Genomic DNA, 15,240 nt, shown 5'->3' with positions numbered 1-15,240 from the left:
TTATATTGTTACTTAGACAGGTAGGACATTTGATTTGTAGCGTTATTTTCATACCTCTATTTTATCAAAAGCCATATTGTTTTTTTCAGCATACTTTTTGAAACACCACCTTTTCTTTAATTATTATTATCCCTCTAAATAATATTTTGGTCTTTCTTATCAAAAAAATAGACTGGTTTCCTCTAGTAGAGGTATCAGAATGGGTATTAGTAGCAGGAGGAATTTGTACTCTTGTTATTGGTACGATTATCGCCATTATTTCTGGTCTTCTATTTCGTGCGATTGATGCGGCTATAGAAATTTATGATGATTTAAAAGTAGGGTGCATTCCTAAAAAGCAAGAAAGCTAAATTTGGTCTGAATTCTAGTTCATAGTCTTGAATGAAAATTAGAGTCTTATAGACAGACATAGAAAAAACCGGCGCCTAAGTGCCGGTTTTTTTACATCACTGACTTCCGTCAGTTCTGCAAAAGCTTAGATTGAAGCAAGTGCAGCATTTAATGTAGCGCTTGGACGCATTACAGCATTTACTTTCTCTTGATCAGGAGCGTAGTAACCGCCGATGTCTACTGCCTTGCCTTGTACTTCTGCAAGCTCGGCAACGATCTTGTCTTCATTTTCAGCAAGTGCTTTCGCAAGCGGAGCAAACTTCGCTTTCAGTTCAGCATCTTCGTCTTGAGCAGCAAGCGCTTCAGCCCAGAATTTAGCCAGGTAGAAGTGGCTGCCACGGTTATCCAGCTCACCAGTACGGCGTGATGGAGACTTGTCGTTGTCAAGAAGTTTGCCTGTTGCCTGGTCTAAGGTTTTAGCCAGCAATTTTGCTTGAGCATTGTTTTCTTTAATGCCCATTTCTTCTAATGACACTGCAAGCGCCAAGAACTCGCCTAAAGAATCCCAACGTAAGTGGTTTTCTTCTACAAGTTGTTGTACGTGTTTAGGCGCAGAACCGCCAGCACCAGTTTCGTACATGCCGCCACCAGCCATTAACGGCACGATAGACAACATTTTCGCAGAAGTACCAAGCTCCATAATTGGGAACAAGTCAGTCAGATAGTCGCGCAGGATGTTACCAGTAACTGAAATTGTATCCAAGCCACGAGCAACACGTTCAAGCGTGTAACGCATTGCACGTACTTGAGACATGATTTGAATGTCTAAACCGGTAGTGTCGTGATCTTTCAGGTAAGTTTGAACTTTCTTGATCAATTCGTTTTCGTGTGGACGGTACGGGTCAAGCCAGAAGATTGCAGGCATGCCAGAGTTACGTGCACGAGTTACTGCAAGTTTCACCCAGTCACGGATTGGAGCGTCTTTCACCTGACACATACGCCAGATGTCGCCTTCTTCCACGTTTTGAGACATCAACACTTCGCCTGTTTCAAGGTCGGTGATGTTCGCAATACCTGCTTCAGGAATTTCGAATGTCTTGTCGTGTGAACCGTATTCTTCAGCTTTTTGTGCCATCAAACCAACGTTTGGCACAGTACCCATAGTGCGTGGGTCGAAGTTACCGTTCCACTTACAGAAATTGATCATTTCCTGGTAGATACGTGCGAATGTAGATTCAGGCATGACGGCTTTAGCATCATACTGTTTACCATCAGCACCCCACATTTTACCACCGGCACGGATCATTGCCGGCATAGACGCATCTACGATGATGTCGTTAGGTGAATGGAAGTTGGTGATGCCTTTAGCAGAGTCAACCATTGCAAGTGCAGGGCGGTGTTCTTGGCAAGCATGCAGGTCAGCAATGATTTCTTCACGAACAGAAGTTGGAAGTGTTTCAATTTTTTCGTAAAGACCCGCCATACCGTTGTTGATGTTAATACCTAACTCATCAAACAGTTTGCCGTGTTTTTCGAATGCTTCTTTGTAGTAAATCTTCACACAGTGACCGAATACGATCGGGTGTGAAACTTTCATCATGGTCGCTTTAACGTGAAGAGAGAACAAAATTCCAGCTTCGCGACAATCTTCAAGTTCTTTTTCATAGAAGTCGCAAAGCGCTTTCTTGCTCATGAACATTGAGTCAATGATTTCGCCTTCTAGAAGCGCAACTTTTGGCTTAAGAACGATGGTTTCGCCGCTCTTGGTGATAAGTTCCATTTTCACGTTGCGAGCGCGGTCTAAAGTCATCGATTTTTCACCGTGGTAGAAGTCGCCTTCATCCATGTGTGAAACGTGAGTTTGTGACCACTGTTTCCACTCGCTCATTGAGTGCGGGTGTTTTTTCGCGTAATTTTTTACTGCGGCAGGTGCACGGCGGTCAGAGTTACCTTCACGCAGTACCGGGTTTACAGCTGAGCCGAGACATTTGCTGTAACGAGCTTTGATTGACTTCTCTTCTTCAGTCGCCGGGTTTTCCGGGTAGTCAGGAAGAGCATAACCTTTCGATTGAAGTTCCTTGATACAAGCTGTCAGCTGGCCAACTGAAGCACTAATATTAGGAAGTTTAATGATATTAGTGTCTGGATCCTGCGTGAGACGGCCAAGCTCTGCTAGGTTATTCGGTACCTTCTGCTCATCGCTTAGGAAGTCCGTAAATTCTGCAAGCACGCGTACGGCCACAGAGATGTCTTTTTTGACAATCTCAACGCCAGCTGGCTTAGTAAAGGTCTCAATGATCGGCAGCAGTGAGTAGGTCGCCAATAATGGCGCCTCATCGGTCAATGTGTAAATGATTGTTGACTTTCCACCAGCCATATATAGCCCCTTGCTTTGGATTGAGTTTTTAGGCACCGAGCTTTTGGCTCAGTCCTGCGAACCGGTTTGCTTAAATAAAACATTAAAAATATCGGTGCTTATCGCACCTCAGCCGAACAGCAATATCTTGCATATTGGTCTTTGGCTGAAAATTTGTATACATCAGTGTTGTTCACCAATCCCTCTATTCTACGCGAAATTTAGGTATTTTTCGAATCGGGACAGGGCTGCCAGTCTCTCATGTGGCGGTTACGCCCACTTGCTCAGACAAGTAGAACTTTTGAGTTAAATGCATAGGTAGTCTATTATTATCAATAACTTAATTTTATTTTTTGCCGTTTGCTTGAAAAAAATCGGCGAGCCATTTTTTGCCGATTTATAAAGTAATTACTTAAAACATGTTGGGTATCATGGAAATAAATTATCCGCAGGGGAGCAAGCGGCAAATTTCTTTTCAGATCGGCCGGAAAATGATGAGGGGAAAAGATGCATTTATTTTAATGCTCTTCATGACTCAGCTGAAAAATGTCCTGGCAATCATCATGATCATCACTGGCATCGAAAATGAGCATGTTACAGGCCTGATGTAAAAGAAGATATGAAGTATGTGCTATTGCCCTGAGCAGCATTATTTAAAAGGAACATCCTGAAGGGACAGCGAACGCATTGAGAAGGAGGCTTAAAAAACTGGCTGGATAAAATAGTGATTTTTCAAATTTTCTAAAGAAATATGGCGATTTGCTATATAGGATTTTTGTAACAGAGAGTGGGCTTGAACAATGGAATGATGAGAGGAGCAATTATCCCATGTTTAAACAAATAGATGATGAGGCAGCTATTTAATCCGCTCACGGTCCCGGTAGAAATCGGGTATCATGCAATTGTAGTCAAACGCTGACCGGTAAAGGCTTTGAAGTTCCGGTTCGAGTCCAACCCTCGGGATATACATGTAAAGAATCTAAGTGACTAATTAAGTGGCTAATAATAGCGCGGTTTTTTTATTGTCTAGATAGCGTTGAAATTTGCTGCCGATGTTGGGGTGAAAATTATGGGTACATATGGGCTTAAATTGTCACTGTTTGTCTTTGTTTATTGTCTTCGATATGAAACTTTGTTAATAAGATGAAAGGTGATAATTAAATTTTTTAAAACAACAAGTAATAGTGATTGGATGAACCAAATATGAAAATGCAGTTGCTGGAAATAGGCTCGGAAACCGAGCAGCTTAGTGCATGTAAAATCTCACTATTATTAGGCGTTTTTACACCAATGAATCAGGTGGAGCGTTTTTTAAGATTTTCCCGGAACATGCTTGGCGCTGAACAGGCGGTGCTGGCTTTTCATCATGAGCCTTATATCTGGTATTCCTCCGCGCATGGTTTTAAGGCTTTCTGCTCGCCTGGTGAAACCTGTTTAAGTCCCTATTTTGAAGGGCTTAATTTTATTGATCATCAGCATAGCCAATATTCGAACCTGGTGCAGCATGTGAGTCAATTTGGGGTAGAGGCCAAGCGTTATCTGGCTTTTGATCTGCGCTTAAATGACGGAACCTCAATTGGTCATGCACTCTTTTTCGATCAGCAGCAAAAACTGTTTAATCCTGAAGATATTGCAACGGTCAGTGACTTCACCAACAGTCTGATCCATGTTATTGAACTTAAAGCAGAACATGCTGAACTTAAGGAAATGCACGAGCAACAAGTGGCGCTCAATTTCAGCAAAACCAAGTTTTTCCAGATTATTGCCCATGACTTGAGAGCTCCATTTCATGGTTTACTCGGCTTTTCAGAAGTGCTGGCGCAAGAGCGTGAAACACTGGATGATTCCAGCGTACAGAGTATTGCCGAATATTTGTACGATACCGCACAATCGACTTATAACCTGCTGGAAAGCTTGCTGAACTGGGCAATGGCTGAAGGTGGACGTTTTATTTATCATCCTATTAATTTTGAATTAAAACAGTCCAGCAAGATTGTTTGTGATGTATTGAATAGCCTGGCCGTAAAGAAAAATATTCAGTTAATTGACCAGATTGAAGAAGGTATCAAGGTCTATGCCGATATCAACATGATCACTTCGGTGATACAAAACCTGGTTTCCAATGCTTTAAAATTCACCCCGACCGATGGTACGGGGCGCGTCATCATTCAGGCAAGTGAGTGCGAAGATGGGGTGCATATTTCTGTACGGGATACCGGTCTGGGCATGAGTCAGGCACAAATGGATCAGCTGTTCCAGCAGTCGGTTACGGCCAGTATTAAAGGGACAGCAGGAGAAAAAGGGACCGGTCTGGGTCTGGTCTTGTGTAAGCGCTTTATTGATTTGAACCATGGTCAAATTTTTGTAGATTCTACAGAAGGTGAAGGGACCACATTCAATGTGACTTTACCGGCAGCCACCAGTGCCCATCAGGCTTTAGCCCAGGAACAGCTTAAAATTGAACAGGTAAAAGTATAGAAAATCAATTTTTCTTTTCCTGTATTTGTGTTCAGCTGTTATAACTAGGAAAAAACTAGGCTGAAGGTTTTAAAATGAATGCGGAACAATTGCAGAACACATTGCGTGCGAGCCAATATGCAGAACAGGTGTTGGGAAAACACAGCGCTTTACTAGAACAAGATTATGCAATTGATCAATTTCTCCTTCCTTTAACCCCCCTGCAAATCCAGAATTTTGTTCATGACACGCTAGAGCAGATTACAGATGAAAGCATCTGGATGCATGCCCTTCGTGTGCTGCGCGCGCGCTTGATGTTCCGCTGGATCTGGCAGGATGCCAACCGGTTGACGGATGTGGTTACCCTGACACGCGAGCTTTCCGATTTTGCCGATGCTGCCATTTGTGCGGCTAAAGATTTTGCCCTTGCACCTTTGCTGGCCAAGCATGGTGAGCCGATCGGCTACGGTGGTGCCGTGCAGGATTTAATTGTAGTGGCCATGGGCAAGCTTGGGGCGCAAGAGCTTAACCTTTCAAGTGATATTGATCTTATTTTTGCCTTTGATGAACAGGGCGAAACCAATGGTCGCAAATGTATTGATGTACAGCAGTTCTGCATTCTGTGGGGACAGAAACTGATTTATCTGCTTGATCATATTACCGCAGACGGCTTTGTGTTCCGTGTCGATATGCGCCTGCGTCCCTGGGGGGATGGTTCAGCTTTGGCGATTAGCCATGTGGCCCTGGAAAAATATTTAAGCCAGCATGGCCGTGAATGGGAACGTTATGCCTGGATTAAAGCCCGCATTGTGACGGGTGGAAAAGAAGGGGATGAGTTGTTGGAAATGACCCGTCCTTTTGTATTTCGTAAATATGTCGATTACACCGCCTTTGAAGCCATGCGTGAAATGAAGGCCATGATTGAACGCGAAGTGCAGCGCCGCAATATTGAAGATGATATCAAGCTCGGTGCAGGCGGTATCCGTGAAGTCGAATTCATCGTTCAAGTCTTTCAATTGATTTATGGGGGCTCAAAACTTGAACTGCAGGACCGCCAATGTCTGGTCAGCCTGCATCATCTGGGAGAATTCGGGCTTCTAGAGCAAAATGCCGTACTTGAACTGGAAGATGCCTATTTGTTCCTGCGCCGCATTGAACATGCCATTCAGGCTTTAAATGATCAGCAAACCCAATCTTTACCGGTTGAGCCTGATTTAAGAAATCGCATGATTGAAACGCTGGGTTTTGACAGTTGGGAGCAATTTTTAGAAGTACTGAATCAAAAGCGCGCCAAGGTCATCCACCAGTTTGAGCATTTAATTAAAGAAAAAGAGCCTGATCCGCTGGTGGAAAGTTTTACCCAGCTAGAAAAACAGCTGAATGAGGTGCTGGATGAAGACGCCAAAAATCTGGTACATGAGTTCTGGTATGGGCATGCGCTAAAAAAATTGCCAGCCAAGGCGGTACAGCGTTTAAAGACTTTTTGGCCACACCTGATTGAAGCGATTTTGCAGTCTGATAAACCGCAAGTGGCGCTGTTGCGCTTGATGCCTTTGGTCGAATCGGTCCTGCGCCGTACCGTATATCTGGTGATGCTGATTGAAAGCAAAGGTGCGCTGCAGCGTCTGGTGAAGATGGCCACGGTGAGTCCATGGATTTGCGAGGAGCTGACCCATTATCCGGTACTGCTGGATGAGTTTCTGTCGATGGATTTTGAATTGCCGAAACGTCAGGATCTGGAAGACTCACTGCGTCAGCAACTGTTACGCATCGAGATTGATCAGGTGGAAGATCAGATGCGCGTGCTGCGTTTATTCAAGAAATCCAATGTGTTGGCTGTGGCGGCCAGTGATGTTCTGGCGGAAAGTCCACTGATGAAAGTCTCCGATGCCTTAACCGATATTGCAGAAGTTTCAGTGAATGCCACGCTCAATCTGGCTTATCAGATTGTGGCGAAAAAGCATGGTTTTCCCTTGGATGCCGAAGGTCAGCGCTGTACGCTGGATCATACTGCTTTTACCGTGATTGGTTATGGGAAAGTGGGCGGAATTGAACTGGGTTATGGTTCAGATCTGGATCTGGTCTTTATTCACTATATCAGTGAACAGGGCGATACCGATGGGATCAAACAGATTAGCGGTTTTGAGTTTGCCATGCGCGTGGCACAGAAATTCATGTCGCTGATGACCACCCAAACCCTAGATGGGCGCGTCTATGAAATTGATACCCGCTTACGTCCATCGGGTGAGGCGGGACTTTTGGTGACTAGCCTGAAAGCCTTTGAACAATATCAATTAAAAAGTGCGTGGGTGTGGGAACATCAGGCTCTGGTCCGGGCTAGATCCATTGCAGGTGAAGTTTCACTGCGAGAAAAATTTGAAGATTTACGCTGCCGTATTTTGACTCAACCGCGGGATGAGGCGAATGTTCGTGCAGAAGTGCTGAAAATGCGCCAGAAGATGAAAGATCATCTGGGTTCTTCCAAAGAGCAGCAAAAAGATGGGATTTTTCATTTAAAACAGGATGCAGGTGGTATCGTTGATATCGAATTTATGGCACAGTATGCGGTATTAGCATGGAGTGGGTCGAATCCTGATCTCGCCCATTACTCCGACAACGTACGAATCCTTGAGGATGCCGCAAAAACGGATCGCTTATCCAGCGCCGATGCGACAGCATTGATTCAAGCTTATCTCCGTGAACGAGCCGAGAGCCACCGTTTAGCCCTTGCAAATCAATCCATGCAAGTTGCAGCTGACGACTGGTACGATACCCGAGAGGTCGTTTGCAAGTTATGGCAAAGATTAATTGATCCAACTGCTACTTTTGCGTTGGATAGAAATGACTGTGTATAAAAATTTGGAGTGTGTGCCATGAATTTGGCTGATCGTGATGGTTTTATCTGGCAAGATGGACAAATGGTTGACTGGCGTGAGGCGAAAATCCACGTCCTAACTCATACATTGCACTACAGTATGGGTGTCTTTGAGGGTGTCCGTGCTTATGAAACACCAAATGGTACCGCGATTTTCCGTCTCCAAGATCATACAAAACGTTTGCTTAACTCTGCAAAAATCTATCAAATGAAAGTTCCATTTGATCAGGCAGCACTTGAGCAGGCTCAAATTGATGTAGTACGTGAAAATAAATTAGCTTCATGCTATTTGCGCCCAATTATCTTTATCGGTTCGGAAAAACTCGGTATTGCTGCAACCAATAATACCATTCATGCCACTGTAGCGGCATGGGGCTGGGGTGCTTACCTGGGTGAAGAAGCAATGGCGAAAGGCATTCGTGTGAAAACTTCATCCTTCACCCATCACCATCCAAACGTGACCATGTGTAAGGCAAAAGCGTCTGGTAACTATACCTTGTCTATTCTTGCGCATCAGGAAGTGGCACATTCAGGTTATGACGAAGCGATGCTGATGGACCCGCAAGGTTATGTATGTCAGGGTTCTGGCGAAAACGTATTCCTGGTGAAAGATGGCGTATTGCATACCCCTGATATCGCTGGCGGCGCTTTAGACGGTATTACCCGTCAAACCATCATTACCATTGCCAAAGACTTGGGTTATGAAGTGGTTGAACGCCGTATTACACGTGACGAATTCTATATTGGTGATGAGGCCTTCTTCACCGGTACTGCCGCTGAAGTGACGCCTATCCGTGAATATGATGACCGTATCATTGGTGAAGGCTGTCGTGGTCCAATTACGACAAAAATCCAGAAAGCGTTCTTTGATGCAGTTCAGGGTAAAGATCCTAAATATGCACACTGGTTAACTTACGTAAAATAAGTTGATCGGTTAAGATGAGAAGGCGGAACGAAAGTTTCGCCTTTTTTTGTATTTAATAGATATTGTACAGGTGTTGAATGGCATTTGAGTCGGCTATGCGTAGATTTAAACTACGCATGAAAAAAAGAATGTATAAACTCAATAAAAAGCGCTGGCTTGCTGAAAATCAGTTAGATTTGCAATATTTTGAAGAAAAATTGCTGTATTCAATGCCGGAAACTTTACAGCTGGTTGCGCAAGGTAAATCACTGGCGCGTTTTGGAGATGGTGAAATTACCTTAATGGATGGAGATGATATTGATTTTCAGAAAAGTAGTCCTGAACTTGCCTTAGAATTGGAAAATATCCTAAAAAACCAAGATGAAAAACTGTTGGTATGTTTGCCAACAATACTGACAGCTTGCGACGATGATGAAGCCAATTGGTGGTTAAAATTTTGGTATGTACGCTGGAAAGACTTAAAACAAAAGCTGAGCTTTGAACATTCATACGGACACTCTATGGTGACACGTCCTGATTTTTTCATCATGTATCCCGAACAGGCAGTACAGGCATGGAAATCAATTTGGCAGAATCGTAAAATTGTTTTGATTACAGGTGAGGGTTCTAAACTGAATTTAGAACATATGCTGTTTGATAATGTTTCCACCCGTCAAATAATTTATTCGAAAGCGATGAATGCTTATGCTGATGCAGAGCGGATTATTGCAGAGGTGCAAAATACTGCTGGGCAAAACTGTTTGATTTTGATTGCTTTAGGCCCTACTGGAACGGTTTTAGCCAAACGTTTTTCCGATCTTGGCTATCAAGCATTGGATATTGGTCACATCACTAGTTCATACGATGCTGCTTTTCAGCAGAAAGCAGGCTGATTGCCAGCCATTCAAGCAGCACTTGTGAGGATTTTTCTCTATGCATATTGTCTACGTCAGTGATGGTAAAGCGGGACACCGTTCGCAAGCAGTCGGTTTATATAAAGCTATGCAACGCATAAGCAATATCGAAGTGACCTTTCAGGAAATCTCCATTCAGCAATTGCCAGTTTTCATGCTGTTAAAAGGCATGTTGAGCCGTCAATTGGCACTGTTTGAAAAAAAGCCGGATTATATTTTTGGCGTGGGCAGTCATACCCAATCACGGGTTTTGCTGCTGGGAAAAGTATATCCGCAGGCGAAAACGGTTATTTTAATGAAACCGAATTTTCCGTTTGCCTGGTTTGACCATGCCATCATTCCTGAACATGATGGCGTACCTGAATCCACGCATGTCATTACCACCCAAGGCGCTTTAAACCCGATTGTCAATGAACAGCGCCATCAAGCCAATCGGACCTTGGTTGCTTTAGGTGGCTCATCCAAACGTCATCAGTGGAATGAGAAGAAGGTACTAGAGGCGATTCAGAATATTGTGCAGCACCATCCACAAGCTGAAATTATTTTAACCACTTCACGTCGTACCCCCAAAGAATTTCTTGGACATTTATCAGCTCAGCCTTATGCAAGCCAGCTACAGATTTTTCCGGTGGAAGACACGCCGCAAGGCTGGATCTTTGAACAGATGCAACAAGCAGAAGCAGTTTGGGTCACGGAAGACAGTGTTTCCATGATTTTCGAGGCTTTAACAGCCGGTTGTAAGGTAGGGATAATTACGATAGACCGTTTGAAATCTGATAGAATTACCACGTTGTTGGATCAGCTTTTATCGACATCGTCAGATAAACCACATCACAATCTATTGAATTTAAAACTGAATGAAGCAACCCGAGTTGCTGATATATTATTGAAAACATAGAGTTGTTTCTTCATGAAAATTTTACATATTGCGAATTTTGGCTTTAATAAACAAGGCGCGCATTTTTACTGTACAGACCGCAAAATTTCAGCGGGATTAATTGAAAATGGTCATTTTGTTTATGATTTCAGTTTTCGCGATATGGCGCGTATGGGGACAGTGTTCAAAACCAAAAAACTCGGTGCGAACTGGGCCAATAAAGAAATTCTAAAAATTGTGGATAATATTGAACCGGACCTGGTTTTGGTGGGACATAGTGACTTGATGAGTCCAAATGTGCTCAAAGAAATCAAGCAGCGTTATCCTCAAACCAAAATAGCTTTCTGGTATGTTGACCCCCTGTATCTGGAACAGAAACTCAGTTTTGTACGTGAATTTTCACCCTATCTAGATGCCATTTTCTGCACCACGGGTGGTGAGTATCTGAAAAAACTCAAGCAGCCGCATTTAAAAGTGGTTTATATGCCCAATGTGGGACATCGTAATGTAGAACAATTAAAACAGTTTGAATCAAGCAATATTGATAAGGAATTTATTTTCTGTGGCGTGGTGTATAAAGAGCCGGAACGTGAAAAATTCCTTAAAGATTTGGCTGACACTTTAAAGAATAATCATATTCAATATCAGTATTATGGCTGTTTTGAACAGCCGGGCGTGTATGGGAAAGGCTATTACAAAGTATTGTCTGAATCGCGTATGGGACTGAACTATTCACGTAAAAATGATGTCACGCTCTATAGTTCGGACCGGATTGTGCAGCTCACAGGCAATGGTTTGTTAACATTTAGCCCCCGAATTCCGGGCTTCGACAAACTTTATACTGATCAAGAAATCGTTTACTTTGATGACCAGTTTGATCTGGCTGAAAAAATCAAGTTTTATGCAGAGCATCCTGCTCAGGCAAAACGTATAGCGGAAGCGGGTTGGCAAAAAACACGCAATAGTTTTAATGCGCAACGAATTACCCAGTTTATGCTGGAAGTGACTTTTGATCAGCCTTTGACTGAAGCTTATGAATGGTCGCATGAGGTATATGCATAATGTGGCTACTGTATGTGGTTTTGGGTCTCGTTGCCTTTGCGGCAGTTTTATATCTATTGGGAAATTATACCTTTTGGTTGCCATTTCGTCGTGCCAGTTTGCCAAGAATAGTCATGCTGCACCAGGTGACGCCACATGCAGAAGCTTCAGGCATGAATATGCCACCGGCCAAGTTTGAGCAACTGCTGCAATATCTAACAAAAAAGCAGTCTACCTTCTGTTTTGTTTCGGAACTGGACCAGTTTCAAGGGCAAAAGAATATCGTGGCATTATCCTTTGATGATGGTTTTTTAGATAATTATCAATATGCCTATCCTTTGCTGAAAAAATACCATGCTAAGGCGACCATTTTCCTGGCGACACAAATTGAAGGCATTGAAAAGCTCAGTCCAGAACAGATTCGAGAAATGTCTGATTCGGGTGTTATCGAGTTTGGTGCGCATACACAGCATCATGTCAATTTGCTGAAACTGTCCGATGAACAAGCTTTTGCAGAAATGCAGGCTTCCAAACAGGATGTCGAAAAGCTGGTGGGGCGCTGTCCAAGTTTTGCTTATCCCTTTGGCCGTTTTAATGAAAAGCATCAGCAAATGGCCAAAGAAATTGGCTTTAAAAATGCAGTATCTACCCGTAAAAAAATCGAAGCCTATACCGCAGAAAATCAATTTAATATTCCTCGTGTCAGCACACACGGGGCCATGAATGCCTTGCAAATGCGTATTGCCTTAGCCAAAGGACGTTATAAATTATGAGTATTCCATGTAGTGTTTATATCGTCACTTTAAATTGCGGCGCATGGCTTGAAGCTACTTTAAACAGTGTGCGTGATTTTGCTGAAGTGATTATTCTGGATTCGGGCAGTACCGATACTACTTATGCTATTGCCCAGTCATTTCCTAATGTGCGTATTTCGCACCAAGACTGGCAGGGTTATGCCGGACAAAAAAGCCTGGCTCTGGCACAGTGTCAATATGATTGGGTGCTGAACCTGGATGGCGATGAAGTTTTGTCACCCGAGTTGAAAAAAGAAATTGAACAGTCCATTCAGGCCAGTCAGATTGATGCCTTAATTACACCTATTAATGATGTCTTCTTGGGCGTGCCGAACAGCAAGCACACGAAAAAGCATGCCAAAGTGCGCTTTTTTCGCAAAAGCAAAGGACATTACGACCTGGAAAATAAAGTCCATGAAAATGTGATTGTGGATGGTCAGAGCGTGCGTGCTGAAGGCGATATTTACCACTATGGCGAATCTAGCATCTTCGTTAAAGTGGAAAAAAACAACCAGTATTCCAATTTGAAAGCTGCTGAAAAATTTCAAAAAGGCAAAAAGCCAAGCTTGTTAAAATTGAGTCTGGTCATGCCTGTGACCTTCTTAAAATCCTATTTTATCCGCCGTAGTTGCCTGAATGGCTGGCGCGGTTTTGTGAATAGCATGATCAATGCATTTTATGCTTTTTTGAAAGAAGCCAAGCTGTTTGAACAGTATCAAAATGCGTCCAAGAATAAACAGGACAAGACATGAAGATTGTTCAGGTTCTGGCGACCAGTGGCGGTGTGGGTGGCCTAGAACAGCATACGTTTAACCTGGCCAATGAAATGTCATTGCAGCATGAAGTGCATATGATTGCGCATCCGTGTTATGCAGAAAAGTTTAATGAGCATGTGCATTTTCATCCGCTAGATTTTGCCCGTAGCCGCTGGAATATTTTCCTGCTCTGGCAGTTGAAAAGCTTAATCAATCAAATTCAGCCGGACATTGTGCATGCCCAGGCAGGCAAGGCGGCTGAACTGGTTTCTAAAATTAAGAGCTGGCTGAAACCAGTCAAAGTGGTAACGACGGTTCACGGTACGAAAAAGAATAAATCTGCTTATCTGGTGGGAGATGCAGTGATTGCAGTCAGCAAAGCACTGACCAAAGGCATTCCTGCAGAAAAAGCGCATATTGTTTATAATGGCGTATATGTGCAGCCCAGCCTGACAGATGCACAAAAGCAGGCATTAAAAACAGACATTGATCAGCAGTTTCCTGGCTTGAATGCGGGTAAAAAAAATGTGATGTGCATTGGCCGTTTAGAACCCGTCAAAAATATTGCATTATTGATTCAGGCCATGCAGGATGTAGATGCCAACGTGTATATCGTTGGCGATGGTTCATTACGGCAGACACTTGAACAGCAAGTTATAGACTTGAATATGCAAAACCGGGTTGCATTTTTAGGCTTTCGAACCGATGCACGTGACCTGGTGCAGTTGGCCGATGTCGTGGTGCTTTCATCCGACCGGGAAGGTTTCCCCTTGGTCATGGTAGAAGCCTTGCAAGCAGATAAAGCCATGGCTGCAACGAAGGTCAATGGGGTAATTGAATGGTTGCCTGAAGCCTATCTGGCTGACATTGGCGACGTACAGGGATTACAACAGGCCATTCAAAATGCGTTAAATGCACATGCCCAACATGATTTTCAGCCTTTATTTGCCAAAGCCAAAGCAGAATTGACGGTGGCTGCAATGACACAGCAAACGCTCAATATTTATGAGCATTTGCTGAAGGCTTGATTATTGTTTAGCGGATAAACGAATGGCATCCAGGACCACAAAGTTATTTTCGACATTAATGGTGTGGCAGCCATCATCCTCGCTCTTCCAGTCTGGCAAAACCACTTCTAAAAGTTGCTCTTGATAAACCGTCGGGCTCAGTTGAATAATTTCTTTCAGTTCAATGTTGCCACCATAGCGTTTGAGCGAATCCTGGCTTGGGCGAACCAGTTTGGCGTTGTAAATAAAAGGCTTGCCTGCCATGCGAAACTGTTGCTGGCCTTTGCACACCGGGTTTTGCGGGTGTTCTTGCCAGTCTGGGTTGAGAATATTTTCGGTAAAGAACAGGTCTAAACGGTCCCCAAACTTTTTACAGTTTCTGCGTGTTGAGGTAAACAGGTACCACATGCCTTCATGGTAAAAAGGTGTGCTATCGACGGCATCAATCCCTTCTAAAATATTGGAATGTTTTTCCCATTTCAAAGGAAACTCGGTACATTTCCACAGTTCGATGGTTTTATTGGCACTGGTTTCAGGAATCATATACCAGTCATTTTCGACCTTAAATACGCATGGATAAGACAGGTGATAATCCAGTTTTAAAATGGTCTGTGGTTCTGTATAGCATCCATCTTTGAAAATTTCCAATACGGATAGAAAACCAACAGGATGGATATCATTCACTTCTTCAAAGAAGATATAATGACGATTATTTTCCTGTACATAAAAACAGTCTGCAAAGGTGAATTTTTCAGGTGAATGGATTTCAAATAAACCATGTAACTGCTCTTGGCTTTTTAAGGGTTGATCAAGCCAGCCAAAGCGCATGTACCAATGAGAATCAAACTTTTTGAGTTGTTGGTTTTGTTGAAATTTATACCATTTTTTTAATATTGTACGCATCATCAAAGCAAGAGAATATATAAGACT

The 15,240-nt window shown here is 43.2% G+C and carries 13 protein-coding genes; 11 read left to right on the top strand and 2 right to left on the bottom strand.

What is annotated here, in order from left to right:
• The first annotated feature begins 146 nt into the window (after positions 1-146).
• Entirely contained in the window at positions 147-350 is a 204-nt protein-coding gene (locus ACPUEY_RS07400) for a hypothetical protein (RefSeq protein ID WP_425121676.1), read from the top strand.
• Between the two features lie 125 nt (positions 351-475).
• On the opposite strand, the gene ACPUEY_RS07395 is transcribed toward ACPUEY_RS07400, so the two are convergent.
• Positions 476-2,707, bottom strand: a complete 2,232-nt coding sequence (locus ACPUEY_RS07395; protein WP_092820319.1) for an NADP-dependent isocitrate dehydrogenase — start codon at positions 2,705-2,707, stop codon at positions 476-478.
• Positions 2,708-3,105: 398 nt separating this feature from the next.
• Between ACPUEY_RS07395 and ACPUEY_RS07390 the strand changes: the two genes are divergently transcribed.
• The 10 genes from ACPUEY_RS07390 to ACPUEY_RS07345 all read left to right on the top strand — a co-directional run bounded on the left by ACPUEY_RS07390 (position 3,106) and on the right by ACPUEY_RS07345 (position 14,331).
• Positions 3,106-3,297, top strand: a complete 192-nt coding sequence (locus ACPUEY_RS07390; protein WP_425121675.1) for a hypothetical protein — start codon at positions 3,106-3,108, stop codon at positions 3,295-3,297.
• 592 nt (positions 3,298-3,889) lie between these two features.
• Complete coding sequence (locus ACPUEY_RS07385) at positions 3,890-5,164, top strand: sensor histidine kinase (RefSeq protein WP_425121674.1); 1,275 nt, start codon at positions 3,890-3,892, stop codon at positions 5,162-5,164.
• Between the two features lie 74 nt (positions 5,165-5,238).
• Entirely contained in the window at positions 5,239-7,998 is a 2,760-nt protein-coding gene (glnE, locus tag ACPUEY_RS07380) for a bifunctional [glutamate--ammonia ligase]-adenylyl-L-tyrosine phosphorylase/[glutamate--ammonia-ligase] adenylyltransferase (protein WP_425121673.1), read from the top strand.
• Between the two features lie 18 nt (positions 7,999-8,016).
• Complete coding sequence (locus tag ACPUEY_RS07375) at positions 8,017-8,943, top strand: branched-chain amino acid transaminase (protein ID WP_086199767.1); 927 nt, start codon at positions 8,017-8,019, stop codon at positions 8,941-8,943.
• A 77-nt stretch (positions 8,944-9,020) separates the two neighbouring features.
• Positions 9,021-9,815, top strand: a complete 795-nt coding sequence (locus ACPUEY_RS07370) for a GT-D fold domain-containing glycosyltransferase (RefSeq protein ID WP_425121672.1) — start codon at positions 9,021-9,023, stop codon at positions 9,813-9,815.
• Positions 9,816-9,855: 40 nt separating this feature from the next.
• The gene (locus tag ACPUEY_RS07365; protein ID WP_180174407.1) at positions 9,856-10,734 is read left to right on the top strand and encodes a mitochondrial fission ELM1 family protein; all 879 of its coding nucleotides are present in this window, start codon (positions 9,856-9,858) and stop codon (positions 10,732-10,734) included.
• A 12-nt stretch (positions 10,735-10,746) separates the two neighbouring features.
• Entirely contained in the window at positions 10,747-11,775 is a 1,029-nt protein-coding gene (locus tag ACPUEY_RS07360; RefSeq protein WP_092820324.1) for a glycosyltransferase, read from the top strand.
• The gene (locus ACPUEY_RS07355; protein WP_213031973.1) at positions 11,772-12,527 is read left to right on the top strand and encodes a polysaccharide deacetylase family protein; all 756 of its coding nucleotides are present in this window, start codon (positions 11,772-11,774) and stop codon (positions 12,525-12,527) included. Before ACPUEY_RS07360 ends, ACPUEY_RS07355 begins: the two co-directional genes overlap by 4 nt.
• Complete coding sequence (locus tag ACPUEY_RS07350; protein ID WP_092820326.1) at positions 12,521-13,300, top strand: glycosyltransferase family 2 protein; 780 nt, start codon at positions 12,521-12,523, stop codon at positions 13,298-13,300. The genes ACPUEY_RS07355 and ACPUEY_RS07350 overlap by 7 nt, the downstream gene beginning before the upstream one ends.
• Positions 13,297-14,331, top strand: a complete 1,035-nt coding sequence (locus ACPUEY_RS07345) for a glycosyltransferase (protein WP_425121670.1) — start codon at positions 13,297-13,299, stop codon at positions 14,329-14,331. The genes ACPUEY_RS07350 and ACPUEY_RS07345 overlap by 4 nt, the downstream gene beginning before the upstream one ends.
• Here the strand turns inward: ACPUEY_RS07345 and ACPUEY_RS07340 are convergent, their stop codons facing one another.
• On the bottom strand, positions 14,332-15,216 hold the full coding sequence (locus tag ACPUEY_RS07340) for a glucosamine inositolphosphorylceramide transferase family protein (protein ID WP_409449188.1): 885 nt from the start codon (positions 15,214-15,216) through the stop codon (positions 14,332-14,334).
• Positions 15,217-15,240 lie beyond the last annotated feature (24 nt).

Source organism: Acinetobacter sp. G11 (assembly GCF_049808495.1).
Classification (GTDB): Bacteria; Pseudomonadota; Gammaproteobacteria; order Pseudomonadales; family Moraxellaceae; genus Acinetobacter; species Acinetobacter kookii.
Note: the sequence above shows the minus strand (reverse complement) of the source record. Positions and strands in the feature narration are given on the sequence as shown.

Bases quoted from the DNA above. Each gene is read 5' to 3' on its own strand.
- ACPUEY_RS07390 (WP_425121675.1), top strand. From the start codon at position 3,106: ATGTTGGGTATCATGGAAATAAATTATCCGCAGGGGAGCAAGCGGCAA.
- glnE (WP_425121673.1), top strand. From the start codon at position 5,239: ATGAATGCGGAACAATTGCAGAACACATTGCGTGCGAGCCAATATGCA.
- ACPUEY_RS07365 (WP_180174407.1), top strand. From the start codon at position 9,856: ATGCATATTGTCTACGTCAGTGATGGTAAAGCGGGACACCGTTCGCAA.
- ACPUEY_RS07375 (WP_086199767.1), top strand. From the start codon at position 8,017: ATGAATTTGGCTGATCGTGATGGTTTTATCTGGCAAGATGGACAAATG.
- ACPUEY_RS07385 (WP_425121674.1), top strand. From the start codon at position 3,890: ATGAAAATGCAGTTGCTGGAAATAGGCTCGGAAACCGAGCAGCTTAGT.
- ACPUEY_RS07395 (WP_092820319.1), bottom strand. From the start codon at position 2,707: ATGGCTGGTGGAAAGTCAACAATCATTTACACATTGACCGATGAGGCG.
- ACPUEY_RS07345 (WP_425121670.1), top strand. From the start codon at position 13,297: ATGAAGATTGTTCAGGTTCTGGCGACCAGTGGCGGTGTGGGTGGCCTA.
- ACPUEY_RS07360 (WP_092820324.1), top strand. From the start codon at position 10,747: ATGAAAATTTTACATATTGCGAATTTTGGCTTTAATAAACAAGGCGCG.
- ACPUEY_RS07370 (WP_425121672.1), top strand. From the start codon at position 9,021: ATGGCATTTGAGTCGGCTATGCGTAGATTTAAACTACGCATGAAAAAA.
- ACPUEY_RS07340 (WP_409449188.1), bottom strand. From the start codon at position 15,216: ATGATGCGTACAATATTAAAAAAATGGTATAAATTTCAACAAAACCAA.